This window comes from Streptomyces sp. NPDC003034 (assembly GCF_053591375.1).
Genome location: NZ_JBSFTS010000003.1, coordinates 221,233 through 245,720 on the forward strand (window position 1 = coordinate 221,233; position 24,488 = coordinate 245,720).

The window sequence follows — 24,488 nt, forward strand, 5'->3', positions numbered from 1 at the left end:
TGGCTGCTGCCCAAGCCCGTACGCATCCGCCGAACCGATGACCCGCTCAGCGGCGAGGAGATCCACCTCCGCGAACGGCTTCGGTCCCAGCTCATCCGAACGCTGAGAGCCGCAGCTGAGAGTCGCAGCTGAGAGCCGCGATCAAGGCTTGGTGGGGGTCACCTCGGCGTGACGGCTCCCGAGTCCGGGGACTGCATGAGTCCGGACGCGTCGACCGCCTCGAAGTCGGATCCCTTGAAGTCCTTGAGGGCGTTGAGCTGGGTATTGTCCCAGCCGGCGTGCTCCTCACCGGAGATGAACCAGGGGGAGCCGTTGTCCGCGACGATGGCGCCGTACTTCTTGAGCGCCTCGGCCACGGCCTTCGCCTGCGGAGGCAGCTGCGAGGTGTCCACCGAGCTCTTGAGACGCATCCGCAGCCCCATGGGAGGCAGCGACTCGTCCGCCGCGGAGCCCGCCTGGTGCCGTGCGGGCCAGACGTAGCTCTGGTCCGAGCGAGGCACGGTGATGCGGATCGCATGGTCGATCCGCCCGGTCACGGCCTCATCGTGGCGCGCCAGACCGGGGAGGATGGCGAGGCCGGCGGCATCGGCCGACGTCCACCCGTCGGGCCGTAGTTGGTTGCTCCGCAGGTCGAAGATCGCTCCCGAGCCGGCATGCCAGGCGTTGTCGCCTTGCTGGCGTGCGTCCCAGAGCTCGTAGGACTTGCACAGGACGCGGTCCCAGACGATGACGTGCCGGTCCCCGTCGCTCGCCGGACCGTTCTCAATCCTTGCGTTCTGCGGGATGCGGTACCCGGACGTCTCGCTTTCCTCGGTGTTGTCCAGGGAGACCTTCGATTCCGGCACCAGCTTGTCCGAAACGGTGATGGGGATACCGAACGGCCGGCCGTCGATGAGCCCGGACCCGAAGTCCGGGTGCAGTGGCTCCGTGGAACCGATCGACGCGATGTACTGGGCGGAGTTCGGGTGCACGGGCAGCGCGTCCACGGGTGCACGCCAGAAGCTGTCCGACGGCGAGGTCGGACAGGAACCGCCGTCCGGGGTGGGCGCGTGCGTGTATCCGGGCAGCAGGCACACGACGGCAACGGCGGCAGCGGTAGCGATGTGCTTCATTGTCATCGATCACCCTCGCTGGGAGACGATCTGCGAGCCTCTCCCAGCGTAGGCACGCTCCCGCCACGGCGCTCAGGCGCTGGCCGACGAACAGGCCGCCGCCGGCTGGCCGGGTCCGTGGCCGTCAGACGGTGATGTCGATCAAGGAGGCCGAGCTCGCCACCGGCTTCACCGCGAGTTCACCTCGGTCGCCACCAGGGCGGTCCCGAAGAGGTACTGCGGAGCCGGCTGACCGGCCGTACACCGGAGGGCCGCCCATGCGGATCGGCTGAACGCCGTCCCGACCCGAGGCAGGAGAAGTCATCAGGTCGGGGCGCGGCCCCCGTCGCGGCCTCTGCTGGCCAAGGCCGCACCCCCATTCCGTACCTCCGCTTCCGTACCTCCGCACGTACCCACCGCCCGGAGGCGGCCGTCGGCAGGTCATGCCGCGTGCTTTCTCGGGGCTGCAGTACGGGCAGGGCCCGACGCCCTCGGCGAGCATCCGGCGGGCCTCCTCACGACCGAGGCCTTCCCGCCCCTCACCGGGCAGCCCCCGACGTGGACCCGCAGCGCCTTCGGTACGGCCCCGGTCCGGATGGATTCGAGTTTCCAGTCTGGCGGTGGAGGCGGGGGCCTACGGGCCACTCGGCAGCCAGACGCCTTCCAGTTCGCCCGCGGGGCCACTCGCTGATCGCAGCGAAGGCTGACCTGAGCCAGGGCGCTTCGGGTCCGGGCAGTCCGTCGTTGGCACCGGGACTTCCCCGGTCACTCCGACTGAGCCCATTGCACGGCGGTTCCATACGCCACGAACCGCGGAGTAAGTTCCGAGCTCCCTATCCCGACCCCTCCGGGATCAGTGCATATCGCCACACCGAGCACACCATCGGCGCCGAGCGCACGCGCGTACTGCTGCATGCTTACCACCGCTTCCATCGGAGTCGGCCTCGCCGCTCCGACGGCCATGCCGACGGCGGTGTGTGGATGAGGCGGTGCGTCGAGCGTGATGGTGTAGAGGCTGCCGCTGGCATCATGCGCAGCCTGCTCCCTCTCGGCGAGAACCCGCTTGGTCTTCTCGTATTCCTTCTTGATCTTTCGGTCCATAGCGGCATTCTCTCGTAGCTGCCGACCAGCTAGATGGATGCCGAGACCTTGATCGACGCAATCATCGGAGTTGCCCGGAACACGCGACGGACGGGCGTGCGGGCGGTCGGCGCAGCACGCGACCTCACCTCGTCGGGACCACTCGCCGGCCACCAGTGGCCTTCTCTGTTGGACGACCGCACCGCCAGGGCCGGGCAGGGATCTGCCGGTCGTCGGGACGGATGCGGGGTGCGGGATCTGTCGGCTCGGTACGCGGAGTGCGCGTTGGCCTGAGGCTGGGAGAGCGTCGCGAGGTCGGCCACCGCAGCCGCACGGCCAGTGGCCCGCGAACGGCTGACGTTGTTTTGGGCAGGAGGGGCGGCAGGCCGGGGTGGCCTCCCTGATGACGCCTCGGGCGGGTTTCGAGGCGAGTTCAGCCTCTATGGCGGTCCCAGGACGTGCACGGGGCCACATGGCTGATCTGGGCTGAGCTGAACGCCGCGGACTGGTCGCCTCGGGAGCATCCGAGGACATGGTGATCAGGCTCGCCGTCCGGGGCCCCTTTTTGCGGCCCCGGCCGCGTGCGGAGCCTACTAGCGCTGACTGGGGATCAGGGGTGGAAGTGGGCCGCTGCGCACTCGGCTACGGCTACGGCTACGGCTCCGACGTACGGCACGTACGCGTAAGGATCGACGTGGTCGGTCATCGGGAAGGTCAGAACATCGTTGCCCGGTAGTGCCCGGAAGGCGATGATCTCGGAGGGGCTCAGGCTTCCTGCGAACTGTTCGATGCTCTCTTCGGACCACTTGTACGTATAGCCGTAACCCCCAGGGGGCCGCATCGACTTGAGTTCCGTCGTGAAGCCGAACTCGCCGGAACGGTTCACGGTGAAGATCTGGTCGGAGGCAGGAACGGCCGGTAGTGCCATCCCGTCTCCTGGAGGCAGCCGGGCGGTAGGTCCGGTGGCGTCCGGAGCCGGGTGGTGTCGGGCAGATCCGACCAGTTGAAGCGGATCCACCAACCACAGAGCACCTCAGGCTCCGGACCATGCGGTCCTGCAGGCCGTCATCGCCGAGATACAGGACACGTTCGGGCCGCAGTACGCGTAACGACCCTCCGTGTGAGTCCTGCTCACCGCACAGAGAGAGATGGAAGATGCTGGATCAAGTTCGGCAGCCCCTGCGCTTCACATCGTTCCGCACCGTGTGGTCGGGCGAGACGCTGTCCATGCTCGGCGACTACAGCTTCGAAGTCGTGTTCATCTGGATCGTGTTCCAGGAGACGGGCTCGGCGGGCGCGCTCGCAACGGTACTGCTCCTGCAGGCCGTTCCCCGTGGGCTGCTGCTCCTCATCGGCGGGGCGGTCACTGACCGGCTGTCACCCCGCACGGTGATGATGTGCTCGCACCTGGTCAGGGGTACCGCGGTCGGGGTGCTCGGACTGCTCGCCCTGATGGACGACATACAACCGTGGCACCTCTACGTCCTGGGGGGAATCGTCGGTGTGGCCGAGGCCTTCTTCTGGCCGGCGGGTGACAGTATTCTGCCCTCGCTGCTCCCCATCGAGCACCTTCCCCGGGCGAACGCTCTGGTGGGATTCGGTGAACAGGGTGCGCGGATGGCCGGGCCGATGGTCGGCGGCGTTCTGGTGGTGTACGTGAGCACCCCTGCGGCTGTCCTGCTCAACTCGGCCACCTTCTTCGTGGCGGCGGTGACCGTGCTGGCAGCGCCGAGGAAGGGACCCTCCCTGGAGGAGAAGTCGAAGTCCGTTGCGGCGATCGGCAGGGAGATCGCGGTGGGGTTGCGCTACGCACGCCGGAGCCGTGAGGTGCGCACGGTACTCATGATCATCGGTGCCTCCGCCCTGAGCTACAGCGGAGTCTTCGCGATCGGCCTGCCTGCTCTTTCGCAGACCTTCCCCCAGAGTGCGGTGGCACTCGGCGTGCTGCTCTCCGCCTGGGGGTTCGGCCAGCTGGCCGGTTCCGTCGGTGCGGTCTTCACCGGCTTGCCCCGCCGCTGGGGCCTGCTCATCATCGGCATGACGTTCTGCGAGGGCGTGGCGTTCGTGCTCCTGGGCTTCATGCCCAGCGTGTGGCTGGCCGCGGCGATCCTTGCACTGCTCGGCATCGGGGTGGCGTACTCCAGCGATGTCGCCCTGCCCACCTTCATCCAGACCAGGACGCCCGGGGACGTCCTGGGGCGGGTCAGCAGCCTGATGAGCCTGCCGCGCGTCGTGCTGGAGCCCGTCTCCATGGCGCTCATGGGTCTGCTCGTCACCGGGGACCTCCGGTGGGGGTTCGCCATGGCGGCAGTCCCTGTGCTGCTCGTCGGGATCCGGCTCATGTTCGACAGCGAGGCCCGGGACCTGAGCACGATTAAATCGCCTGAGCCGGCGGGCCCGCAGGACATCCCGGACTCCGGGGACGGCACGGAGTCCGAAGACTGCGCCGCCAGGCCGTTCGCCCGTTGAGCCGTCGCCAACGCCCTCGTCAGGCGGGGGCAGGAGGCCGACTCCGGGTCCGACTCCGGCTCCGGGTCCCGGGTCGCCTGATCAGGGACTGTCAGCAGTGTCCGGCAGGGTTCGCCCTGTGGATGATCAGGTGATGGATTCGAGTACCGCAGCAGGTGGAGCGACACGGCAGACACCCTCGCGCCCGGGTCGACGTGGTGGGACTCGTACCCGGCCTAGCGGCATGGGCTCGGGACACCGTCCGTCTGCACCCGAGGCAGGGCACACCGTCGAGCGGGCAGAGTTCCGGCCTCGACGTGGGCAGCGCGGGCTCGGTGTACGTTTTCGAGTGCCGGTCCTGCCCCGACCGCCCCTTTACCCACTGGTACGACTCAAGCTGACCGACGGGCCAACTAAGTGGTCGGCTCCGGAAGTCCTTCGAGGGTTGACGTAGGGACAGGGCTTGTGCGGGGTGCCGGTTGGAGGTCGGTGGTGGTGGGGCAGAGCTCGCAGGCGCACTCCAGGGCTTCTAGGCAGGCGGGGGCTGCCGACCCGGGCTCAAGCCGCTGGTTGCGCCTGGTGTTCCCGCCAACGGAGCCTGACCCCGATCAGCCCCGCGCGTGCTCCACGAGCGGCAGCACCGTACGCGGGTCGCCCCCCGCGAACCACACCCCGATAACGAACGCGGCGGTGGCTTCCACGTAACCGGCCCGATCCAGGCCGCCCGCGTCCATTGGGATCGCGCCCAAGTCCGTCACCAGCGCGCGTACCAGATCCAGGGCGCCGGCGTCTTCCCCGCACAGCGGTACCGCCAGGCCGTCCGGGTACCGGGCCCACACCTCGGCGGCACACACGTTGAACGCCTTGATCACGTGCGCGTCTGGCGCCGCGTCCGCGATCCGGTGGGCCGCGGACGGGCCGTCGGCGGTGGTGAGCATGAGCCCGCCCGGCCCTGGCACGATCGGGTTCGAGCAGTCGATCACGGCCCGCCCCGCGAGCGCGTCGGCCAGCGGCGCGACCACGTCGAGCATCGCGGTGTGCGGAAGCGCGGCGAGCACTGCGTCCCCGTGTGCGGCGGCCTCGGCGAAAGTGCCCGCGCGGGCCCCGAGCCGGGCAGCGAGATCCGTCGCCTTGTCCGCGTCGCGCGCTCCGACCACAATGTCGTGCCCGGCCTTCGCCCAGCCCGCGCCGAGGGCCTCGGCCATGGCGCCCGCACCCATAATTCCGATCCGCATACGATCTCCTTTGCTTCACCTGCCGGTTCGTTGCAGTGAATCTAGGCCGTCCGAAAGGAACCGTTCGGTTCCCGCCGGGGGACCATGATTGGGGGAGTGATGGGGAGCAACGGCGAGTATCTGGCGGACTGTCGGGCGCGTGTGGGCTTCGACCTGTTGACCAATCGGTGGAACAGCGTGGTCGTGTTCGCGCTTGTGGACGGCCCGATGAGGCCCGGGCGACTGCGCGCGGCCATCGGCGGGATCAGCGCCAAGGTACTCAACGAGACGCTGCGCCGCCTGGAGTACGACGGGCTCGTCACGCGGCGGGCCTACGCGGAGGCGCCCCCGCGCGTTGAGTACGAACTGACCGAGCTGGGCCACAGCTTCATGGTCCCGATCCGCGCGATGGGCGCGTGGTCGGCGGAACACGGCCATCGCGTCCTAGAGGCCCAGGACCGCGCCGACGAGGCGTCAGCCACGGCGTAGGCGTGTGGGCATGCGGCCATCCTGCCGGATCGTCCCGGCACCGGTCGCGGCAGGCTGCGACCGTCGTGAGCCACTTCTCCGATCGGCCGTCCGCCATGCCGCAGCCCCGGCCTGCCCGTTGAGCGAGGTCCCGGCGGCGCGGAAGACGACATCGCGGTGCTTGCCGCGGGCGTAGGAGAGGACCGCTGAGATGTCGTCGATGTCCTCGGCGATCACGACGACCCGGGGCACGAAGCGGTAGGGCGAGGCATCGGAGGCGTAGCGGACCAGGTCGGAGATCTTCCACAGCACCTTGTCGGCGCCGAGCAGCTCGGTCAGCTGGGCGCGCAGCCGCTCCGGTGTGCCGGCGGCACGGTGCTCCCGTACGCGGTCGGGGGCCGGGCCGCGGATGCCGCGCGGGCGCAGGGCCCCGCGCTTCGGGTTCCAGCAGCGGCATGGGCGACCCCTCGCCTCCTCGCGGCCCGCGCGGGGCCGTGTCAGCAGCGGCGCTCCGCCGGGGCGTCCGCCAGAGCGTTCAGCAGGCCGCCGAGCACCTCGCGCTGGTCGGCGGTCAAGGGAGCCAGGATCTCCTCCGCGGCGTCGGTCCGCGCGTTGCGCAGGCGGCGCAGCGTGGCGCGGCCGGTGTCGGTGAGCTCGATCCGGACGACGCGCCGGCTGGCGGGGTCGGGCGCGCGGCGCACGCAGCCGGCCGCCTCCAGGCCGTCCACCAGGGTGGTCACCGCCCGGGGAACGACCTCTAGGCGGGCGGCGAGGTCCGCCATCCGCGGCGGCTGAGCGCCCTCGTAGTGCGAGACCAGGCGCAGCAGCCGACTCTGGGCAGGAGTGATCCCGAGGGGTTCCATGTGGCGCTTCTGGATCCGGTGGAGCCTGCGCGTCAGGCGGAGCAGCTGCTCGGCGAGGAGCCGGTCGGTGTCGGAGGCGGTGCTCATGACGGGAACGATATCAGGACCCCGTTCATTGTGAGCATAGGTAACAATGACCTATGCTCCAATGGACTTGACCGACGACCCTTCGGAGGGTGCCCATGCGTCGCGACGAACCGGAGTGGACGCCTCCGAAGCGTCCTCTGGACCCCAGCCGCCCCGACCCGGCGGAGCAGCCGCGCGAACTGCGCCGCATCGTCGGTCTCTTCCGGCCCTACCGCGGCCGGCTCGCCGTCGTCGGCGTGCTGGTCGGCGCCTCCTCGCTGGTCGGCGTCGCCTCGCCCTTCCTGCTCAAGGAGATCCTCGACGTCGCGATCCCGCAGGGCCGTACCGGACTGCTCAGCCTGCTCGCGCTCGGCATGATCCTCACCGCCGTCGTCACCAGCGTCTTCGGCGTGCTCCAGACCCTGATCTCCACCACGGTCGGCCAGCGCGTCATGCACGACCTGCGCGCCGCCGTCTACGCGCAGCTCCAGCGGATGCCGCTGGCCTTCTTCACCCGGACGCGCACCGGCGAGGTGCAGTCCCGCATCGCCAATGACATCGGCGGCATGCAGGCCACCGTCACCTCCACCGCCACCTCGCTCGTCTCCAACCTCACGGCCGTCATCGCCTCCGTCGTTGCGATGCTCGCGCTCGACTGGCGGCTGACCCTCGTCTCACTGCTCCTGCTGCCCGTCTTCGTGTGGATCAGCAGACGGGTCGGCCGGGAGCGCAAGAAGATCACCACGCAGCGGCAGAAGCAGATGGCCGCCATGGCCGCGACCGTCACCGAGTCCCTGTCGGTGAGCGGCATCCTGCTCGGCCGCACCATGGGCCGGTCCGACTCACTGACCCGGGCCTTCTCCGAGGAGTCGGAGAAGCTGGTCGGGCTCGAAGTGCGCTCCAGCATGGCCGGGCGCTGGCGGATGTCGACCATCGGCATCGTCATGGCCGCCATGCCCGCACTCATCTACTGGGCCGCCGGCCTGGCCATGCGGTCGGGAGCCCCCGCCCTCTCCATCGGCACCCTCGTCGCCTTCGTCACCCTCCAGCAGGGCCTCTTCCGGCCCGCCGTGAGCCTGCTGTCGACCGGCGTGCAGATGCAGACCTCACTGGCGCTGTTCGCCCGCATCTTCGAGTACCTCGACCTGCCGGTGGACATCACCGAGCGCGAGGACGCGGTGCGCCTGGACCGGGCGAAGGGGGAGATCCGGCTGGAGGACGTGGACTTCGCGTACGACACCAAGAACGGCCCGATCCTGTCGGGCATCGACATCACCGTCCCGGCCGGCGGCTCCCTCGCCGTGGTCGGGGCGACCGGCTCCGGCAAGAGCACGCTCAGCTACCTGGTGCCCCGGCTCTACGACGTGACGGGCGGCCGGGTGACCCTCGACGGGGTGGACGTGCGCGACCTCGACTTCGACTCGCTGGCCCGCTCCATAGGCGTGGTCTCCCAGGAGACCTACCTCTTCCACGCCTCGGTGGCGGACAATCTGCGCTTCGCCAAACCGGAGGCCACCGACGAGGAGATCGTCGAGGCGGCCCGCGCGGCCCAGATCCACGACCACATCGAGTCCCTGCCCGACGGGTACGACACCCTGGTGGGCGAGCGCGGCTACCGGTTCTCCGGCGGTGAGAAGCAGCGCCTGGCGATCGCCCGGACGATCCTGCGGGATCCGCCGGTGCTGATCCTCGACGAGGCGACCAGCGCACTCGACACCCGTACCGAGCACGCGGTGCAGCAGGCCATCGACCACCTGTCCGCGGGCCGCACCACCATCACCATCGCGCACCGCCTCTCCACCGTCCGCGATGCGGACCAGATCGTGGTCCTGGACGCGGGCCGCATAGCCGAGCGCGGGACGCACGAGGAGCTGCTTCAGGCGGAGGGGCGGTACGCCGCCCTGGTCCGCCGGGACCGGGACGCCGCGCTGACGCCGGAGGCGGCCCGGACGGCGCTCCAGGGTCCGGACCGCGAGGACGGCGAGGACGGCCAGGCGGCCAAGGACGGCCAGGGGGGCGGGAACGGCCAGGACGACAAGGGCGGCACGGGCAGCCCACGGGGTAAGGGTGTGCAGGGGGCCCAGCCGGCCCCCGTGAAAGTGTGATCGTATGACCGGCACGCCGGAAGGGATGGCTGAAATGTGACGGTTTGAGGGTTAGCGTTGCCGCATGCGTCATGAGTACCGGCCGCCACAGCGCCGTGCCCGGCTCACCCGCCGGGGCCGCTTCGCGCTCTTCCTCGGCACGCTGCTCGCCATGATCGGGGCCGCAGCGCTGATCCCGCTGCTGCGGGCCGAAGAGACGCCCGAGAAGCCGCGCCAGTTGACGATCCCCGAGGGCTGGCGGGCCCCGCAGGTCTACGCGGCCGTCGACCGCGAACTGAAGCTCCCGGCCGGCTCCACCAAAGCGGCGGTGGCCACCGCCGGGCTGGTTCTGCCCGCGGAGGCGAAGGGGAACCCGGAAGGATACCTCTTCCCGGCGACGTACCCGGTGACGTCAAAGACCACCCCGGCCGCGCTGCTCGCGTACATGGTGCGGACGGCGAACGAGAAGCTCGCCACCAAGGCCGTCGCGGACGGCGGCAAAGCCCACGGGATGACCCCGTACCAGACCGCCACCCTGGCCAGCATCATCCAGGCAGAAGTGGAGGTCCCCGCGGACATGGGCAAGGTCGCACGGGTGGTGCACAACCGGCTGGCGAGGTCGATGCCGCTCCAGATGGACTCCACCATCAACTACGCGCTGAACCGCACCAGCGTGGACACCAAGCTGAGCGAGACGCGGATCGACAGCCCCTTCAACACGTACGAGCGCCAAGGCCTGCCGCCCACGCCCATCGACAGCCCCGGGCTGGAGGCCATGGCGGCCGCGGTGGCGCCGACGCCCGGCGACTGGCTGTTCTTCGTCACGGTGAAGCCGGGCGACACCCGCTTCTCGGCGACGTACGAGGAGCACAAGAAGCACGTGGCGGAGTTCAACCGGCTCCGCGCCGCGGCCGGCCCGAAGGCCGCCGCGAGCCCCGGTGTCCGGGCCGGCGCGGGCTCCCGTGCCGGTTAGGGCGTGTCTTTCGGATCTGCCGGGCGCAGCGGGTCCGGCGAGAGCCGAACGGCGCGCCCCAGCGCGGTCCGTCAGGCGGCGGACGCCCCTGCCGGCTCGCGTGTCAGCAGGCGGCGGATCTCGCGGACCGCGGCGCCGCCTGCCCGGTTGGCGCCGATCGTCGACGCGGAGGGGCCGTAGCCCACGAGGTGGATCCGCTCGTCGCGGACCGCCCTGGTGCCCTCGACCCGGATGCCGCCGCCCGGCTCGCGCAGGTGCAGGGGGGCCAGGTGGTCGACGGCCGCGCGGAATCCGGTGGCCCACAGGATGACGTCGGCGTCCACGCTCCGGCCGTCCGCCCAGGCGGCGCCCGTGGCGGTGATCCGGTCGAACATCGGCCGGCGGTCCAGTACCCCGGAATCCAGGCCCGCCCGGACGGCCTCGTTGAGCGGCAGGCCGGTCACGCTGACCACGCTTTGCGGCGGCAGTCCCCGACGCACCCGCTCCTCCACCAGCGCCACCGCCTCCCGGCCCTCGGCCTCGCCGAAGTTCCCGTCGCGGAAGGCCGGGGGCCGACGGGTCACCCAGGTGGTCTCGGCCGCCACCTCGGAGATCTCCAGCAGGTGCTGCACGGCGGAGGTGCCGCCGCCCACCACGATCACCCGGGCGCCGGCGAACTCCTGCGGCCCCGGGTAGTTCGCGGTGTGCAGCTGGCGGCCGCGGAAGGTCCGCTGGCCCGGATACCGCGGCCAGAACGGCCGGTCCCAGGTGCCGGTGGCGTTGATCAGGGCCCGGGCGGACCAGGCGCCGTCCGAGGATTCCACCCGGAGCCTGCCGTCGCCGCCTTCGCGTACGGCCGTGACGTCCACGGGGCGCCGTACGTGCAGGCCGAAGCGGTTCTCGTAGGCGGCGAAGTACTCCGCGATCACCTCGGACGACGGCCGCAGCGGGTCCGCGCCGGTGAGCCGCATGCCGGGCAGGGCGTGCAGCCCGTGGACCTTGCCGTAGGTCAGGGAGGGCCAGCGGAACTGCCAGGCGCCGCCCGGCCCGGGGGAGTGGTCCAGCACCACGTGACCGAGCCCGGCACGCGCCAGGTGGTAGGCGCTGGACAGGCCGCCCTGTCCGGCGCCGATGACCACCACGTCCACGTCCGCCGCTTCCCGCGCAATGTCGTTCACGGTTCTACTAACTCCCGCCCGCCGCGGGATCTTCCCGGACGGGGCGCGCACCGGCCGCCGGGCCCGTGAACCAGCGGTCCAGGGTCAGCGGGCCCAGCGGGACGAAGCGTTCGATCAAGCCCTCACGGCGCACCGGCGGTCCGGCGCGAGCTCAGCCACGCGTGCGCCGCCTCCGCGCGGACTCCCGCTGCCCGCCCCGAAAAAGCAGCCGGGCGGCGGCGAAGGCCGGGTCGTGCGCGGTGTCCGGCACGTACGGGATCGCGACGCAGTCCATCCCGGCCGCCCGGGCGGCCCGCGCGCCCGGCGCTGCGTCCTCGAAGACGACGCAGTCCGCAGGCGCGGCCCCCAGTCTGCGGGCGGCCTCCAGGAAGACGTCCGGGGCGGGCTTGCCGCGCGCGACCTCCTCGGCGGAGACCGCCGTGGTCAGCAGGGAGTCCAGTCCGGTGCCGGCCAGCACGGCGTCGATGGCCTCGCGCGAGGAGCCGGAGGCCACCGCCATCGGCACGCCCTCGGCATGCAGCCGTGCCACCAGCTTCCGCATCTGCGGGAAGACCTCGGTCCCGGCCCGGGCCAGTTCCAGATAGGTCTCGTTCTGCTCGGCGAGCAGCTGTTCCACCCGGGCGGCGATCCCGTACCGGTCCTTGAGGATCTCCAGCGTCTCCAGGGTGCCGATACCGATGAAGCGGGCGTGCTCCTCCCACGTGAAACCGGTGACGCCGTGCCGCTCCAGCGTGCGGCGGCCGGACGCGTAGTAGTTCGGCTCGCTGTCCACGAGGGTGCCGTCGAGATCGAATATGACAGAGGTCATCCGGTCTGCCCGTCCTGCCGGTCGTATCCAGGCCTGTGGCCTGTCCGTCCTGTCCGTCCTGTCCGTCCTGTCCGGACCATCCTGTCAGGCGGTGCGGGCAGCCCGGCCCACCGATTCGACCAGCGGCAGCAGCCGGTGGGCCACCCGCTCCCGCAGGGCGACCTCGGTACGGGTGCGGACCACGCCGGGGAGCTGGATCAGGCGCTGGATCACATCCTCCAGGTGCGCGTTGTCCCTGGCCGCGACGCGGGTCAGCAGGTCTCCGCCGCCGGTGATCGAGAAGGCCTCGATGATCTCGGGTACGGCGGCCAGCGCGTCGCCCACCTCATCCAGGTGACCCTGCGTGACCTCGATGTGGACGAAGGCCAGTACGGGATGGCCCAGGGCGGCGGGGGAGAGCACGGGCCCGCTGCCGGTGATCACTCCGGTGCGCTCCAGGCGTTCCAGCCGCGCCTGCAGGGTGCCGCGTGCGACGCCGAGGAGCCTGGCGTACTCGCGGACACTGGTACGCGGCTGCTCGATCAGCAAGCGCAGGATTCTGGTGTCGAGCTCGTCCACCGCCATACCGCGACTGTACCAATGGCCCAGTCACCCGGCCGAAGCGCACATCCGCGGCCCCTTCGCGTAGGGTCCGCAGAGTGAGTGACCTGCTGCTGGTGAGGCACGGCGAGACGGCGTGGAGCGCGGACGGGCGGCACACCGGCCGCACCGATGTGCCGCTGACCGCGCGGGGCGTCGAGGAGGCCCGGGCGCTGGCGCCCTACTTCCGGGACCGGCCCCCGGCCCTCGTTCTGACCAGCCCGCTGCGCCGGGCGGTCACGACGGCCGAGTGCGCCGGACTGGCCGGCGGCGTCGCGGACCCGGACCTGTACGAGTGGGACTACGGCGGATACGAGGGCGTCACCACGGCGGAGATCCGCCGGAGCCGCCCGCAGTGGTCCCTGTGGACCGACGGCGTCCCGCCGGGCGATGCCGCGCATCCCGGCGAGAGCGCCGCCGACGTGGGCCGGCGCGCCGACCGGGTGCTGGCCCGCGTGCTACCGGCGCTCCGCGCGGACGTGGGGAACGTGGTGCTGGTCGCCCACGGCCATCTCCTGCGGGTCCTGACCGCCCGCTACCTGGGCCTGCCGCCGCAGGACGGCCGGCTGTTCCTCCTGCGCACCGGCACGGTGAGCGTACTCTCCACCGAACACGGCCTCCCGGTGATCGCGGGCTGGAACACCCGCCCCTGACGCCGCCGTCAGCCCCCGCGACCCAGACCGGAGACCACAGACCGGACCGCGGCCCACCGGCCGCGGAAAAACCACCGACCGCGGACGACCGGCTGCGGACCACCGACTGCCGACCTAGCCGCCGATGTCGCGGCTGCGGAAGTCCTCCAAGGTCTCGCGCCGGACGAGCAGCCTGGCCGTACCGTCCTGGACCGCGACGACCGGCGGCCTGCCGACCAGGTTGTAACCGGAGGCCATGGACAACTGGTACGCGCCCGCCACCGGAACCGCGAGCAGATCTCCGGGCCGGATGTCGGCGGGCAGCGGGACATCGGCCGCGAGCACGTCCCCCGCCTCACAGTGGCGTCCGACGACGGTGACGGTACGGGTTCCGGCCGCCGGCTGACGCCCGATGAGGACAGGCGCGTACCGCACCCCGTACAGGGCAGGGCGCGGGTTGTCGCTCATGCCGCCGTCGACGGCCACGAAGACGCGCTCCCCCGTGTGCTTGACGGCCAGCACCCGGTACAGCGCCACCCCCGCCGGTCCCACGAGCGCACGTCCGGGCTCGATCGCCAGCCGGGGGACGGTGATCTCGGCCGCGGCGCAGCTTTCGACGAGTTCCGTACGGAGCCGGCGGGCCAGGGCGGTCACGTCGAGGGCCGGCTCGCCGGGCCGGTAGGCGATGCCGTGGCCGCCCCCCATGTCCAGTTCGGGCAGGGTGACTCCGTAGCTGTCGCGGACGCCGGCCATCAGGCCCACCATGCGGCGTACGGCCGTGACGTACGGTTCGACCTCGCAGATCTGGGAGCCGATGTGGCAGTGCAGACCGGTCAGTTCGAGCTGCGGCTGCTGCAGGACGCGGGCGATGGCGCGCTGCGTCGAACCGTCCGTGACGGAGAGCCCGAACTTCTGGTCGTCCGTCCCCGTACGTATCTTCTCGTGGCCGCCCGCCGAGATGCCGGGGACCACCCGCACCAGCACCTTCTGGTGCCCGCGCGGACCGACGGCAGCGGCCAGCCGGGCGATTTCCGAGGAACTGTCGATCACGATGCGGCCCGCGCCGAGCCGCAGCGCCGCCGCGACGTCCCGGGGTGACTTCGCATTGCCGTGCAGCACGACGCGCTCGGGCGGGAAGCCGGCGGTGACGGCGAGTTCGAGTTCGCCCGCCGAGCACACGTCGAGCCCGAGCCCCTCCTCGTCCACCCAGCGCACCACTGCCCGCGACAGGAACGCCTTGGCGGCGTACAGCACATCGGCGCCGGGGAAGGCGTGCCGGTAGGTACGGCAGCGCGCACGGACCTCGCCCTCGTCCAGCACGTAGGCGGGTGTGTCGAACCGGTCGGCGATCTCGGTCAGCGACACCCCGCCGACCGCGATCCCGCCCCGGGGAAGGCGGGTGGTGGAGGCGGGCCAGAGGGACAGGTCGGTCGCGCCGGCGGACTGGTCGCGGAGAGCGGCCACGGTCATGGAAGCCTCCCCCTCAGACGGCACGTACGGAAGCCTCGGCCGGGCGCGGCGGCACCGGGGTGACGGCGGGGGCCGAGAACGTCGGGTCGATCGTGAGGACGCGGACGCCGAGCGGCGTGGTGAGGGCGCGGAGCGCGGACTCCGAGAGCCGGATCCAGGGCTGCCCGGCGCCGAGCGTCGCGGACAGTGGTTCCGTGCCGGCGAATCCGACAGCGGTGCGTTCCCCCAGCGGGGTGCGGAACATCCGGAGCGCCACCTCCGCTCCTCCCGGCCGGACGGGTACGTACAGCGGGCGGTCGGGAAGCCGTTGCCCGGGTGCCTCGGGTGCCTCGGGTGCCTCGGGTGCCCCGGGTGCCTCGGGTGCCCCGGGTTCCTCAGGTTCCCCGGGTTCCTCAGGTTCCCCGGGTTCCTCGGGCTCGTCGGCGTACCGGAACAGACACATGGAGCGCTCCTCAGGGCCGGCCACGGCCGGTGGACGGTCGGGCCGGCGGCGGTTGCGTTGGTTGACGACACCGAAGCCTTGCCCGCCTGCGGACCTCCACGGCCGTGCTTGACGAGGTCCTGACGGCCGCGGGGCAGGTCCATACGGATCGCTGACGTCCGGACCGCCCGCCCCGCCCCGCCCACGTCCCCGTACGCGGGCGCCCCTGACGTCCGGTGTCGTGCACGACACCGATGCCACGGGGCCTTACCTGCCGCCCCGCGAGGAGAGGGCCTACGCTCGGAGGGTGACCGAGAACGAGATCAAGCTCAAGGCCATCGCCGCCCTCACGGCCCTGCGCGGTGGCGAGGAGGAGAGTTTCGTATCCGACCTGCTGGGCGAGGTGATCCCGTCGCAGTTCGTGGTGCCGGCGTTCGCGGGCCCCGAAGAGGTCGGCCTGTCGGTGCTGAGTCAGCTCTCCGAGCCCTTGAGCGCGCTGCTCACCGGATTCATCCTCGCCTTCGAGGCGGTCTCCGACGCCTACGACGAGGCCGACGTGGAACCTTCGACCGAGGAGATCCTCCAGGCACTCGCCCTCGGGCTGGCCCGCGACGACACCCAATGAGGGGTGACCGTCAGTCAGGGACGGCACTCAGCGAGGGACGACCCAGTGAATCGGCGGGCGCAGAGGCCGGCAGCGCCAGGCGGCGCCTTCACGGGCCGCCGCTTCGTGCCAGCCGCACGGCCACCTCGATGGTCTTGCCGCCGGTCGAGCCCGGCGTGACAAGCCGCCAGTCCGAGGTCTTCCTTCCGGGCCGTCGCCCTCGTGATGACGCGAGCGCGACGACCCGACGCTCATGAAACGCTGTCATGGACACTTCGCTTCCCTCTTCGCCTTCCCCTTCCCGTGACGTCGACGCCACCGTCATGCGTATGGGCGAGATCGCGCTCGTCACCGTCCGGGGCGAGATCGATCTGCGCGCGGAGCCGGCGCTCGCCCGGGTCCTGCGGACGCTGCCCGGTGGCGCGTCGCTGGTCGTCCTCGACATGCGGCAGGTCCCGTTCATGGACGCCGCCGGTCTGCACTTCTACCTCGCACTGCACCGCCTGACCGAGCGGCACGGGACGAGGCTCCTGTCCGTCCACTGGCAGCCCCAGCCCCGAAGGCTCCTCGACATCGTCGCGCGCACGGCCGGCCGCACCCCCGGCCGACCGGCGGACCTCGACTTCGCCGCCCGGGCCTTCCGCCGCGAACTGGGAAAGCGGGCCCGTCTCCTCCAGGCTCTCGGGGTATGAGCGCGACCGCCGCGCAGGGACGGCGCCGGGAAGGAGGGACGGGCCTCCAGGGGCAGCGGCGGGGAACCGCCCCCGGAGGCCGGCCTGAGATACTCCCGCCATGGATGCCGGGGTGATCGGGAGCAGCGGTACGCGACCGGACAGGGCAGTGCTCATACCGACAACGTCCGCGCACGCCGGGGGCTGGGTGCTGCGTTCCGCGGCGGCAGCGGACATCGAGGTGATCGCGGAGTTGCGGGCCACCGCCATGCGTCCGGACCTGGAACGCCTCGGGCGCTACGACGAGTATGTGAGGTATGCCCGCGAAGGGCGGCGCGGCACACCCGCGCAGCGTGTCGAGCACGAGGGCGTCCACGCCCTCGCCGACCTGTCAGACCACGGTAGGGACCGCCCGCACCGCGCGCTTAGTCCCTCCGGGCCCGGGTAATCCTTCGGTGAAGAGGGTGACGAATGACGCTCCTCACTCGGGGGAGGCGGTTCCCATGATGAATGTGTCCGTGCCCCTGGCGCCCTCGCCGACGGGCCACCTGCTGGTCCCGGCGGATCAGGTGACCGGCCTGCTGCGGCGCCTCGCGGGCGAATGGCTGCGCACGACGGACGAGACGGATCTCGACCCCGAGACCGTTCTCGCCCTGGCCGGTGTGCTCAATGTGCTCGCCGACCAACTCGACGTCGAGTGCATCGCCTTCATGCCGACCCAGACGGAGGAGGTCGTCTGACGCCGGGCCCGCGCTTCCCGGTCAGCCGCGGACGGCGGTGACCAGCCAGGCGCTGCTGCGCAGCAGCACACCGCCGTCCGTCTCGTGCGGGCGCATCACGTCGACGAGGGTCCGCCGGGCCAAGGCCTGCACGCGGGAGTCCACCTGGGCGAGCAGATGGCGGCCGGGGCCGGAGTCCAGCAGGAAGGCGGCCGCGTCCTCGGCGTCGCGGCCCCAATTCCCGAAGGCTTCCACCCGTACCGCTCCAGCTCGCTCGAAACCGGCGGCGGACAGGATCCGGTAGGTGTCCTCGGGGACCGCGAGGGAGAACATGCCGGGCGATCCCGGCTTGCCGAACTCTCCCACCGGCAGGATGTCGCGCAGGGCGGCGACGGCCTGGAGCCAGTCATTGCCCTCCGCCTCCGCCGTGCAGATGAAGGCCAGCCGGCCGCCGGTTCGCAGGGCCCGGCCGACGTTGGCGAAGGCGGCCACCGGGTCGGCGAAGAACATCACGCCGAAGCGGCTGACGGCCGTATCGAAGGTGCCGGGCTCGAAGGGGTGGACCTGGGCGTCGCCCTGGACGAAGGACACGTTGTGCAGCCCCTCCCGCTCGGTGCTCGCCCGGGCGCGTTCGAGCAAGGGCGCCGAAAGGTCCAGACCCATCGCCCGGCCACCCGCGGAGGTCCGGCGGGCGGCCAGGCGCGTCGTACGGCCGGCCCCGCAGCCGATGTCCAGGACGCGGTCGGGGCCACCGATGGCGGCCGCGTCGAGGAGAGGCTGGTTGAACCCGTCGTTGACGGCGTCCCAGCGGTCCTGATGCTGTGCCCAGTGGGCTCCTTCGCTGCCGTTCCATGCCTGGGCCTGATCGGTGTTGGCGATGTGCTCCATGAGAACCTCCGGGATCCCGCACGGCGACGCGGCGCGTCCCCGATAGAATGGGCAAGTGCCCACACTGTATGGGCATGCGCCCATACTGGCGATCGGATTCCGGAAAGAGGCCCTATGACACCGCGTGGCGTGGCGATCCCCGACCTGCGCGAGCGGCTGTTCGCCGCAGCGGAGTGCGTGATCGCACGGGACGGCGCCGCGGCCCTGACCAGCCGGGCGGTCACGGCGGAAGCGGACTGCGCCAAGGGGGTGCTGCACGCGCACTTCGCCGGGCTGGACGAGTTCGTCGCGGAGCTGGTCCTCGACCGGTTCGCGCGCAGCGCCCGCAAGGCCGGGGAGCTGGCCGGGCGGGTGGGGCAGGGCAGTGTGGCGGGGAACCTCGTCGAGGTCGCGCTGGCACTGCTCGACTCCCTGGACCCCGCGGTCGTCGGCCTCGCCATGACCCGCCCCGGTGCCTCGCTGCACACCCGCGAGGCGTTGCGGGGCGGCGCGCCCGGCTTCGCCGCCATGGAGGAGTCGGTCACCGCCTATCTGGAGGCGGAACGCGAGCTCGGCCGGGTGGCCGAGGACTCCGACGCGGCCATGACCGCGCTCGCGCTGGTCGGTACGGTCCACCACCTGCTGATGACGCGCGCACCCGGCGCCCGGCCGGACCCGCGCGAGACCACCGAACGCCTGGTCGCGCTCCTGCTGCGAACACCGCACCCGCCGCGTTGAGCGGGGCGCGTCCACAGTGGAGCTCCCGCCTCGCGGTGCGCTTCCGGCCAGCCTTCGCCGTAATCCGGTCGGCACGGCCGCCGTGCGCGGGACCCCCGGGAGCCGTCACGGCTCCGGGGGCGCCGCCCGTCCTGGCCCGTCCCGGCCGGGAGCTCAGGGCGCGAGGCCCCGGCCGGGAGATCCGGTCAGCTCTTGCCGAGCAGTGCCTTCATGCGGGTGATCTCGGCGCTCTGAGAGGTGATGATGGCGCCGGCCATCTCCTTCGCGGGCTGGTAGGAGCCCCCGGACTGCTCCGCCCTGGCCATGGCGACCGCCCCCTCGTGATGCTTGACCATCATCTCCAGGAACGCGGTGTCGAAGGCCTTGCCGGAAGCCTTCTCCAGCCGATCCATCTCCTCCGCCGTCATCATCCCGTCCATGGAGTGCCCGCCGTGGTCCTCGTTCTCGGCGGGCACCTGCTCACCCCAGGAGGCGAGCCAGCCGGACAGGGTCTTGATCTCCGGGTCCTGAGCCTTCTTGATCTCGTCGGCCAGCTGCTTGACCTCGGCCGATCCGGCGCGGGTCGCGGCCAGGTCGGCCATCTCTACGGCCTGGCGGTGGTGGGGGATCATCCCCTTGGCGAAAGCGGTGTCGGCGGCGTTGTGCTCACCCTGCCGGGCCGGCGCGGCGGTCGTGGGGGAGGCGCCGGCGTCGTGACCGTTGTGGCCCGCACCCCCCGCGCCGTTTCCGCCGCAGGCGGCGAGGACGAGGGAGGCGGTCGCGGCCGCGGCCACTGCGGTGGCGCGGCGGATCAGGGAACGCTTGCTGGACATGGTGCTGCTCCTGGCTGTACCTGAGTACGCCCGACGAGGGCGCACGCGGAAAGAGGACCGGGCCGGCGCGCGGGCCGGAGCCGTCCTATATGCGCAGGAGTTGCAGTTCGCTCAGGGAGGGCGGCGGGCGTCCGCCGGCCGCCGTCTCCGGGGTGATCCCGTAGGCGGCGCATGCCGTCTCCGGTCCCGCCGTGACCGGGCCCGGCGCGGGCATGACGGGCGCGCCGCCGATACCGGCCGCCGCGCAGGTCGCGTCCGCGTGCGGCGGATGCCCGCCGCCGGGCTCGGCGGGAGCGCCGTGAGTGCCGGTCGGCAAGGATCCGTCATGGCCGGCCGCCGTCATGGCGGCGGCGTGAGCGGACGCGTGGCCGGTCGCGGACTCGGCGGCGTGCGCGGCTGCCGGGACGGCCTGCGGCCCCAGGCCGTGCATGGCGACGACACCGGCCAGCACGGCCAGGACGAGCAGCAGGCGGGCGCGCAGCCCGAAGGGCTTCATCGCTCGTCCCACCCGGCCGCTCATACCCCGCATCGTAAACAGCTCTCCCGCACCCGGCGCGACCGGTCCGCCACTCGTGCGCGGACGGCCCGTCGTCGAGCCGGTCCGTTGGCACCCTCCTGGCCCAAGAAGAGCCCGTCGGACTGTGCCAATGGCCCATGGGTACGCATACGACTTGAGCCATTGCCCCTGCGGATGCTTATCTGTGCTGTATCCATGCACAATCGGCGCCGCGCAGCGCCGGACGGCGACGAAGCCGGATCCGGACCGCGGTGCCTTCGTCGTGCCTGCGCGCGCCCACCATCCCGGGCCGCCGCAGCCGTCGGTGAGGCAAGACAAGGGGGCGGCCGACCGCCGTGAAGAGGATGTTCGTGGCTCCGGACCCGGGGCGCGTCAGGCTGAGGACCTCGTCCCGCGCCGTCATCGGCGTCGGCCTCGCCGTCACCGTGGTGGAGCTCGCCGGGTTCTCCCTGACCGCCTCGATCACCGGGGGACTGGCGGCGCTGCTCGCCTTCTTCACCGTCACCGACGCCACCGTGCGCCGCCAGGTGGTCTCCACCGCTCTGCTGCCGGCCGCCGGGTTTCCCGTACTGGCCCTCGCCACCACCCTCCACGGCGTGACCCTCGCCCGCGACACGGCCTTCCTCCTGGTCGTCTTCTGCGGGGTCTACGCCCGCCGCTGGGGGCCGCGCGGCCACGCGCTCGGCATCTTCGCGTTCATGAACTTCTTCATCACGCAGTTCCTGCACGCCCTCCCCGCTCAGCTGCCGCAGCTCTACGCCGCCGTCGCCCTGGCCCTGGTCGTCGCCGGCGCCGTCCGCTTCCTGCTGTGGCCCATCGAGCGGCGCACTGCGCCCGCCGCCGCCCCCGCCCCGCTGCCCGGCCGGGGCCTGGCCCGGCCCACCACCCGGCAGGCCGTCCAGGCCACCGCCGCGTGCGCCTTCGCCCTCGCCGTCGGGCAGGTGCTCTCCGAGGACCGCTGGTACTGGGCCGTGGGTACCGCCTGGTGGATCTTCGTCAACACGGTGTCGCGCGGCGAGACCCTGGTCCGCGGATTCCGCCGCGTGCTGGGCACGGTGGTCGGCATCGTCGTCGGCGTGCTGATCGCCATCCCGCTGCACGGGGCGCCCGCCCCGACCGCCGCCCTCGTCGCGGTGTGCGTCTTCGGCATCTTCTACACGGCCCCGGTCTCCTACAGCTGGATGGTGCTGGCCGTCACCCTGATGGCAGGGCTGCTCTACGGCCTGCTCGGCGTGCTGGACCCCGGGCTGCTCGTACTCCGCCTGGAGGAGACGGCCGTCGGCGCGGTCGGCGCCTCACTCGCCGTCATCCTCGTACTGCCGGTCACCACCCACTCCACGAACGACGCCTGGATCCAGCGCGCGCTGCACTGCGTACGGGCCTCCACCTCGGCCTCCCTGCGCCGCCTGGCCGGCGACCCCGAGGCCGACCCCGCCCCGCACGCCGCCGAACTGGAGCTGCTGCTGGGACGGGTACGGCTCTCCCTCGCGCCGCTCGTCCATCCGCTGAGCCCCTTCCGGGGCCGCAAGGCGCGGGCCCGGCGCGTGCTGGCGCTCCTCGACGCCTGCGCCCACGAGGTGCGCGGGCTCGTCTCCGTCGCGGCGGACCCGGACGCGAGCCACGACGCCCGTCTCGCGGCGGCCTGCTGGCGCGTCGAGGCGGCCGTGGAAGCCCTGACCTCCCCGGGCGCCGACCTGCCGGGCGAGGCATCGGCGCCGACGGCGCCCCGTACGGCACCGGCCCAGGACGCGCCCGCGCTCACCCATGTGAGGGGACTGGAGCGCCTCCTGGCCGAACTGGCCGAGCCGCTGCGGACCCCGCCGGCCGAGCCTCTGGCCCGTACCTGACCAACAGCCCCTCCGGCGCCTGCGCCAAGCCCGCGGGCAGCCGGCCGGCGGTGTGCACCACGCCGAGCGTCTGGGTGGCCCGGGTCAACGCCACATAGAGGTCGCTCGGCTGGAGGTCGGCCGGCTCCACCACGATCACCGTGTCGAACTCCAGCCCCTTGGCCTGTCGCGGATCGAGCAGGACGACCTCCCGGGTCAGATCCGGCTCCTCGCCCGCCCGTACCCCCGGCAGCACGCCGGCCAGCGGCACGTGCAGGGCACGCGGCGCGATCACCGCGAGCCGGCCCTCGGGCGGCAGCGCCCGCGCCACGGCCTCCGCGACCGCCCGTACCGGATCCCCGGTGGCCCAGGCCCACGGCCGCACCCCGGTGGACCGCACGGAGCTGGGAGGTTCGAAGGCGGCGTCGCGGGCCCGCAGCACACAGGCGGCCAGCTCCATGATCTCGGCCGGGGTACGGTAGTTGACCCCCAGCCGGACCAGATCCCAGCGGTCGTCCACGTACGGTTCGAGGATCCGCTCCCAGGACCCGCAGCCCGCCTCCTCGGCGGTCTGCGCCGGATCGCCGACCAGGGTCATCGACCGGGTCGGGCACCGCCGCATCAGCAGCCGCCACGCCATCTCCGACAGTTCCTGCGCCTCGTCCACGATGACGTGCCCGAAGGCCCACGTACGGTCGGCGGCGGCCCGCTCGGCCGTGCTGCGGTGGTCGGCCTCCTCGTGCCGCTCCGCCATCCGCTCGGCGTCGATGATGTCGTGCGCCGCGAGGAACTCGTTCTCCTCGTCCTCGAACTCGTACGACTGGGAGCCCTGCGACAGGTCCAGCACGCCCTGCGCGTACGCGATGCGCTGCATGCGTTCGCGCTCCGCCGCCACCCGCCGGGCACTGTCGTCCTCCCCGAGCAGCTCGGCCGCCTCGTCCAGCAGCGGTACGTCGGCCGGAGTCCAGCGCGGCTTCGCCGTGGCCTCCCGGCGGATCAGCGCGGCCTCGTGCGGGGGCAGGTACGCGGGGTCCGCGAGAAACTCGGCCACCAGCCGCTCGGGGGTCAGGACCGGCCAGAGCGTGTCGATCGCGGCGTGCACGGCGGAGCTCATCGCGATCTCCTTGCCGAGCTGGGCGACATCGTCCGCGCCGAGCAGATCGGGGCCGCCGTACGGATCGGCGCCCAGCCGGTCGGCGAGCTGCTCCGTGAGCGCGTCGATGACGCGGAAGGCGAAGGTGGGGCGCGCCTTGTTGTGCGGCAGGCCCGTGGCCCGCGCCCGGTCCCGTGCCTCGTGCGCCATGGTGCGGTCCAGCAGCAGGGTTCCGTAGTCGTCGTGGTCGATCTCCAGGGCCGGTTCGGGGACGGTGTGGTACTCCTCCCCGCTGGCGGCCGGCACGGTGTCGGGGAGGCGCTGGCGGTCGGCGACGACCCGGGCCAGGACCTCCGCCATCGCGGCCCGCCCCTTGACCGCGGCGGCCCCCGGACGGTCGGCGGCGGTGGCCTGGACGCCGGGGAAGAGCTCGCCCGGGGTGGCGAGCAGGACGCCCGTCTCACCGAGCGCGGGGAGCACCTCGCCGATGTAGCGCAGGAACGCCGAGCCCGGTCCCACGATCAGGACTCCGCGCCGGGCGAGCAGTTCCCGGTGCGCGTACAGGAGGTAGGCGGCGCGGTGCAGCGCGACCGCCGTCTTGCCGGTGCCCGGACCGCCCTCGACGACCAGCACCCCCCGGTGCGTCGAGCGGATCACCCGGTCCTGCTCCGCCTGGATGGTGCGCACGATGTCGTGCATGCGGCCGGTGCGGCCGGCGTCGAGCGCGGCGAGCAGCACCGCGTCCGCGTCCGCCCCCTCGTGGCCGGTGCGCTCCGCGTCGGTCAGATCGAGGATCTCGTCGTGGAGCGCGGTGACCACCCGCTCCCGGCTGCTGATGTGCCGCCGGCGGCGCAGGCCCATGGGCGTGTGGCCGGTGGCGAGGTAGAACGGGCGGGCCACCTCGGCGCGCCAGTCCAGCACCAGCGGGGTGCGCTCCGCGTCGTCGGCGCGGATTCCGATGCGGCCGATGTGGTGGGCGCGGCCGTCGGAGAAGTCCAGCCGGCCGAAGCACAGGCCGTTCTCGCCCGTATTCAGAGCGGAGAGCAGACCGGACTGCTCGGCGACCAGGACCTCGCGTTCCAGGCGCGCCTGATAGCCGCTTCCGGTGTCGCGCAATGCGCCTCGGACGGAGCGTTCGGCCTGCTCACGCAAGTGGTCGAGGCGATGGTAGAGGCCGGTGACGAATTGTTGCTCTTTCCACAATTCCTCGGTTGACAATTGCACTCCTGCCACGTTAGAGTGTGGTTCGCACAACTCTTTGAGTGTCTTCTTCGATGAAGATATGAA

General features: G+C 72.0%; 24 protein-coding genes and 3 pseudogenes. 11 read left to right on the plus strand and 16 right to left on the minus strand.

All coding sequences use genetic code 11. The features are described 5' to 3' along the window. Positions 1 to 158: 158 nt before the first annotated feature. The 4 genes from ACWDX7_RS05520 to ACWDX7_RS05535 all read right to left on the minus strand — a co-directional run bounded on the left by ACWDX7_RS05520 (position 159) and on the right by ACWDX7_RS05535 (position 3,099). Entirely contained in the window at positions 159 to 1,112 is a 954-nt protein-coding gene (locus ACWDX7_RS05520; protein WP_451488205.1) for a hypothetical protein, read from the minus strand. Between the two features lie 124 nt (positions 1,113 to 1,236). Then, the gene (locus ACWDX7_RS05525; protein ID WP_451488397.1) at positions 1,237 to 1,704 is read right to left on the minus strand and encodes a DUF6233 domain-containing protein; all 468 of its coding nucleotides are present in this window, start codon (positions 1,702 to 1,704) and stop codon (positions 1,237 to 1,239) included. A 152-nt stretch (positions 1,705 to 1,856) separates the two neighbouring features. Further along, complete coding sequence (locus tag ACWDX7_RS05530) at positions 1,857 to 2,192, minus strand: hypothetical protein (protein WP_451488206.1); 336 nt, start codon at positions 2,190 to 2,192, stop codon at positions 1,857 to 1,859. Positions 2,193 to 2,781: 589 nt separating this feature from the next. Beyond that, positions 2,782 to 3,099, minus strand: coding sequence for a hypothetical protein (locus ACWDX7_RS05535; protein ID WP_451488207.1), 318 nt, complete (start codon positions 3,097 to 3,099; stop codon positions 2,782 to 2,784). 227 nt (positions 3,100 to 3,326) lie between these two features. Here ACWDX7_RS05535 and ACWDX7_RS05540 point away from each other — a divergent pair, with 227 nt between their 5' ends. Next, positions 3,327 to 4,640 carry an MFS transporter gene (locus ACWDX7_RS05540; RefSeq protein ID WP_451488208.1) on the plus strand — a complete coding sequence of 438 codons (1,314 nt, stop codon included), beginning with the start codon at positions 3,327 to 3,329 and terminating at the stop codon, positions 4,638 to 4,640. 587 nt (positions 4,641 to 5,227) lie between these two features. Here the strand turns inward: ACWDX7_RS05540 and ACWDX7_RS05545 are convergent. Then, the gene (locus ACWDX7_RS05545; RefSeq protein ID WP_451488209.1) at positions 5,228 to 5,854 is read right to left on the minus strand and encodes an NADPH-dependent F420 reductase; all 627 of its coding nucleotides are present in this window, start codon (positions 5,852 to 5,854) and stop codon (positions 5,228 to 5,230) included. Positions 5,855 to 5,953: 99 nt separating this feature from the next. Between ACWDX7_RS05545 and ACWDX7_RS05550 the strand changes: the two genes are divergently transcribed. Next, positions 5,954 to 6,322, plus strand: coding sequence for a winged helix-turn-helix transcriptional regulator (locus ACWDX7_RS05550; protein ID WP_451488210.1), 369 nt, complete (start codon positions 5,954 to 5,956; stop codon positions 6,320 to 6,322). Positions 6,323 to 6,430: 108 nt separating this feature from the next. Here the strand turns inward: ACWDX7_RS05550 and ACWDX7_RS05555 are convergent. Both ACWDX7_RS05555 and ACWDX7_RS05560 read right to left on the minus strand, forming a co-directional pair. Then, positions 6,431 to 6,758: pseudogene (locus ACWDX7_RS05555) on the minus strand (FAD-binding oxidoreductase); the annotation flags it as partial. A 40-nt stretch (positions 6,759 to 6,798) separates the two neighbouring features. Beyond that, positions 6,799 to 7,251 (minus strand): MarR family winged helix-turn-helix transcriptional regulator, encoded by a 453-nt coding sequence (locus ACWDX7_RS05560; protein WP_451488211.1) that lies wholly within the window; start codon positions 7,249 to 7,251, stop codon positions 6,799 to 6,801. 95 nt (positions 7,252 to 7,346) lie between these two features. On the opposite strand from ACWDX7_RS05560, the pseudogene ACWDX7_RS05565 reads away from it, so the two are divergent. Both ACWDX7_RS05565 and mltG read left to right on the plus strand, forming a co-directional pair. Then, positions 7,347 to 9,179: pseudogene (locus ACWDX7_RS05565) on the plus strand (ABC transporter ATP-binding protein); the annotation flags it as partial. Positions 9,180 to 9,399: 220 nt separating this feature from the next. Continuing rightward, a complete protein-coding gene (gene mltG / locus ACWDX7_RS05570) occupies positions 9,400 to 10,287 on the plus strand; it encodes an endolytic transglycosylase MltG (protein WP_451488212.1) in 888 nt (295 codons plus the stop codon). Between the two features lie 71 nt (positions 10,288 to 10,358). Here the strand turns inward: mltG and ACWDX7_RS05575 are convergent, their stop codons facing one another. The 3 genes and pseudogenes from ACWDX7_RS05575 to ACWDX7_RS05585 all read right to left on the minus strand — a co-directional run bounded on the left by ACWDX7_RS05575 (position 10,359) and on the right by ACWDX7_RS05585 (position 12,816). Then, the gene (locus ACWDX7_RS05575; protein ID WP_451488398.1) at positions 10,359 to 11,474 is read right to left on the minus strand and encodes an NAD(P)-binding domain-containing protein; all 1,116 of its coding nucleotides are present in this window, start codon (positions 11,472 to 11,474) and stop codon (positions 10,359 to 10,361) included. A 92-nt stretch (positions 11,475 to 11,566) separates the two neighbouring features. After that, positions 11,567 to 12,252: pseudogene (locus ACWDX7_RS05580) on the minus strand (HAD family hydrolase). An 84-nt stretch (positions 12,253 to 12,336) separates the two neighbouring features. Next, positions 12,337 to 12,816, minus strand: a complete 480-nt coding sequence (locus tag ACWDX7_RS05585; RefSeq protein WP_451488213.1) for an Lrp/AsnC family transcriptional regulator — start codon at positions 12,814 to 12,816, stop codon at positions 12,337 to 12,339. A gap of 74 nt (positions 12,817 to 12,890) precedes the next feature. Here ACWDX7_RS05585 and ACWDX7_RS05590 point away from each other — a divergent pair, with 74 nt between their 5' ends. Then, a complete protein-coding gene (locus ACWDX7_RS05590; RefSeq protein ID WP_451488214.1) occupies positions 12,891 to 13,484 on the plus strand; it encodes a histidine phosphatase family protein in 594 nt (197 codons plus the stop codon). A gap of 114 nt (positions 13,485 to 13,598) precedes the next feature. Here the strand turns inward: ACWDX7_RS05590 and lysA are convergent, their stop codons facing one another. Together lysA and ACWDX7_RS05600 are read right to left on the minus strand one after the other, a co-directional pair. Beyond that, positions 13,599 to 14,933 (minus strand): diaminopimelate decarboxylase, encoded by a 1,335-nt coding sequence (gene lysA, locus ACWDX7_RS05595; RefSeq protein WP_451488215.1) that lies wholly within the window; start codon positions 14,931 to 14,933, stop codon positions 13,599 to 13,601. 13 nt (positions 14,934 to 14,946) lie between these two features. Continuing rightward, entirely contained in the window at positions 14,947 to 15,189 is a 243-nt protein-coding gene (locus ACWDX7_RS05600; protein WP_451488216.1) for an SAV_915 family protein, read from the minus strand. 472 nt (positions 15,190 to 15,661) lie between these two features. Here ACWDX7_RS05600 and ACWDX7_RS05605 point away from each other — a divergent pair, with 472 nt between their 5' ends. The 4 genes from ACWDX7_RS05605 (at position 15,662) to ACWDX7_RS05620 (ending at position 17,369) form a co-directional block, all read left to right on the plus strand. Then, entirely contained in the window at positions 15,662 to 15,979 is a 318-nt protein-coding gene (locus tag ACWDX7_RS05605) for a hypothetical protein (RefSeq protein WP_451488217.1), read from the plus strand. A gap of 308 nt (positions 15,980 to 16,287) precedes the next feature. Beyond that, the gene (locus tag ACWDX7_RS05610) at positions 16,288 to 16,650 is read left to right on the plus strand and encodes an STAS domain-containing protein (protein WP_451488218.1); all 363 of its coding nucleotides are present in this window, start codon (positions 16,288 to 16,290) and stop codon (positions 16,648 to 16,650) included. 148 nt (positions 16,651 to 16,798) lie between these two features. After that, positions 16,799 to 17,077, plus strand: coding sequence for a hypothetical protein (locus tag ACWDX7_RS05615; protein ID WP_451488219.1), 279 nt, complete (start codon positions 16,799 to 16,801; stop codon positions 17,075 to 17,077). 55 nt (positions 17,078 to 17,132) lie between these two features. Beyond that, positions 17,133 to 17,369 carry a DUF6213 family protein gene (locus ACWDX7_RS05620; RefSeq protein WP_451488220.1) on the plus strand — a complete coding sequence of 79 codons (237 nt, stop codon included), beginning with the start codon at positions 17,133 to 17,135 and terminating at the stop codon, positions 17,367 to 17,369. A gap of 21 nt (positions 17,370 to 17,390) precedes the next feature. Here ACWDX7_RS05620 and ACWDX7_RS05625 read toward each other — a convergent pair whose 3' ends face one another. Continuing rightward, entirely contained in the window at positions 17,391 to 18,236 is an 846-nt protein-coding gene (locus tag ACWDX7_RS05625) for a class I SAM-dependent methyltransferase (RefSeq protein WP_451488221.1), read from the minus strand. 114 nt (positions 18,237 to 18,350) lie between these two features. On the opposite strand from ACWDX7_RS05625, the gene ACWDX7_RS05630 reads away from it, so the two are divergent. Further along, complete coding sequence (locus ACWDX7_RS05630; RefSeq protein WP_451488222.1) at positions 18,351 to 18,953, plus strand: TetR/AcrR family transcriptional regulator; 603 nt, start codon at positions 18,351 to 18,353, stop codon at positions 18,951 to 18,953. A gap of 185 nt (positions 18,954 to 19,138) precedes the next feature. Here ACWDX7_RS05630 and ACWDX7_RS05635 read toward each other — a convergent pair whose 3' ends face one another. Together ACWDX7_RS05635 and ACWDX7_RS05640 are read right to left on the minus strand one after the other, a co-directional pair. Beyond that, complete coding sequence (locus ACWDX7_RS05635) at positions 19,139 to 19,765, minus strand: DUF305 domain-containing protein (RefSeq protein WP_451488223.1); 627 nt, start codon at positions 19,763 to 19,765, stop codon at positions 19,139 to 19,141. A gap of 85 nt (positions 19,766 to 19,850) precedes the next feature. After that, positions 19,851 to 20,285 (minus strand): DUF6153 family protein, encoded by a 435-nt coding sequence (locus tag ACWDX7_RS05640; RefSeq protein ID WP_451488224.1) that lies wholly within the window; start codon positions 20,283 to 20,285, stop codon positions 19,851 to 19,853. Between the two features lie 341 nt (positions 20,286 to 20,626). Between ACWDX7_RS05640 and ACWDX7_RS05645 the strand changes: the two genes are divergently transcribed. Then, positions 20,627 to 22,129 (plus strand): FUSC family protein, encoded by a 1,503-nt coding sequence (locus ACWDX7_RS05645; RefSeq protein WP_451488399.1) that lies wholly within the window; start codon positions 20,627 to 20,629, stop codon positions 22,127 to 22,129. On the opposite strand, the gene ACWDX7_RS05650 is transcribed toward ACWDX7_RS05645, so the two are convergent. After that, positions 22,041 to 24,419 carry a HelD family protein gene (locus tag ACWDX7_RS05650; RefSeq protein ID WP_451488225.1) on the minus strand — a complete coding sequence of 793 codons (2,379 nt, stop codon included), beginning with the start codon at positions 24,417 to 24,419 and terminating at the stop codon, positions 22,041 to 22,043. The genes ACWDX7_RS05645 and ACWDX7_RS05650 overlap by 89 nt on opposite strands. Positions 24,420 to 24,488 lie beyond the last annotated feature (69 nt).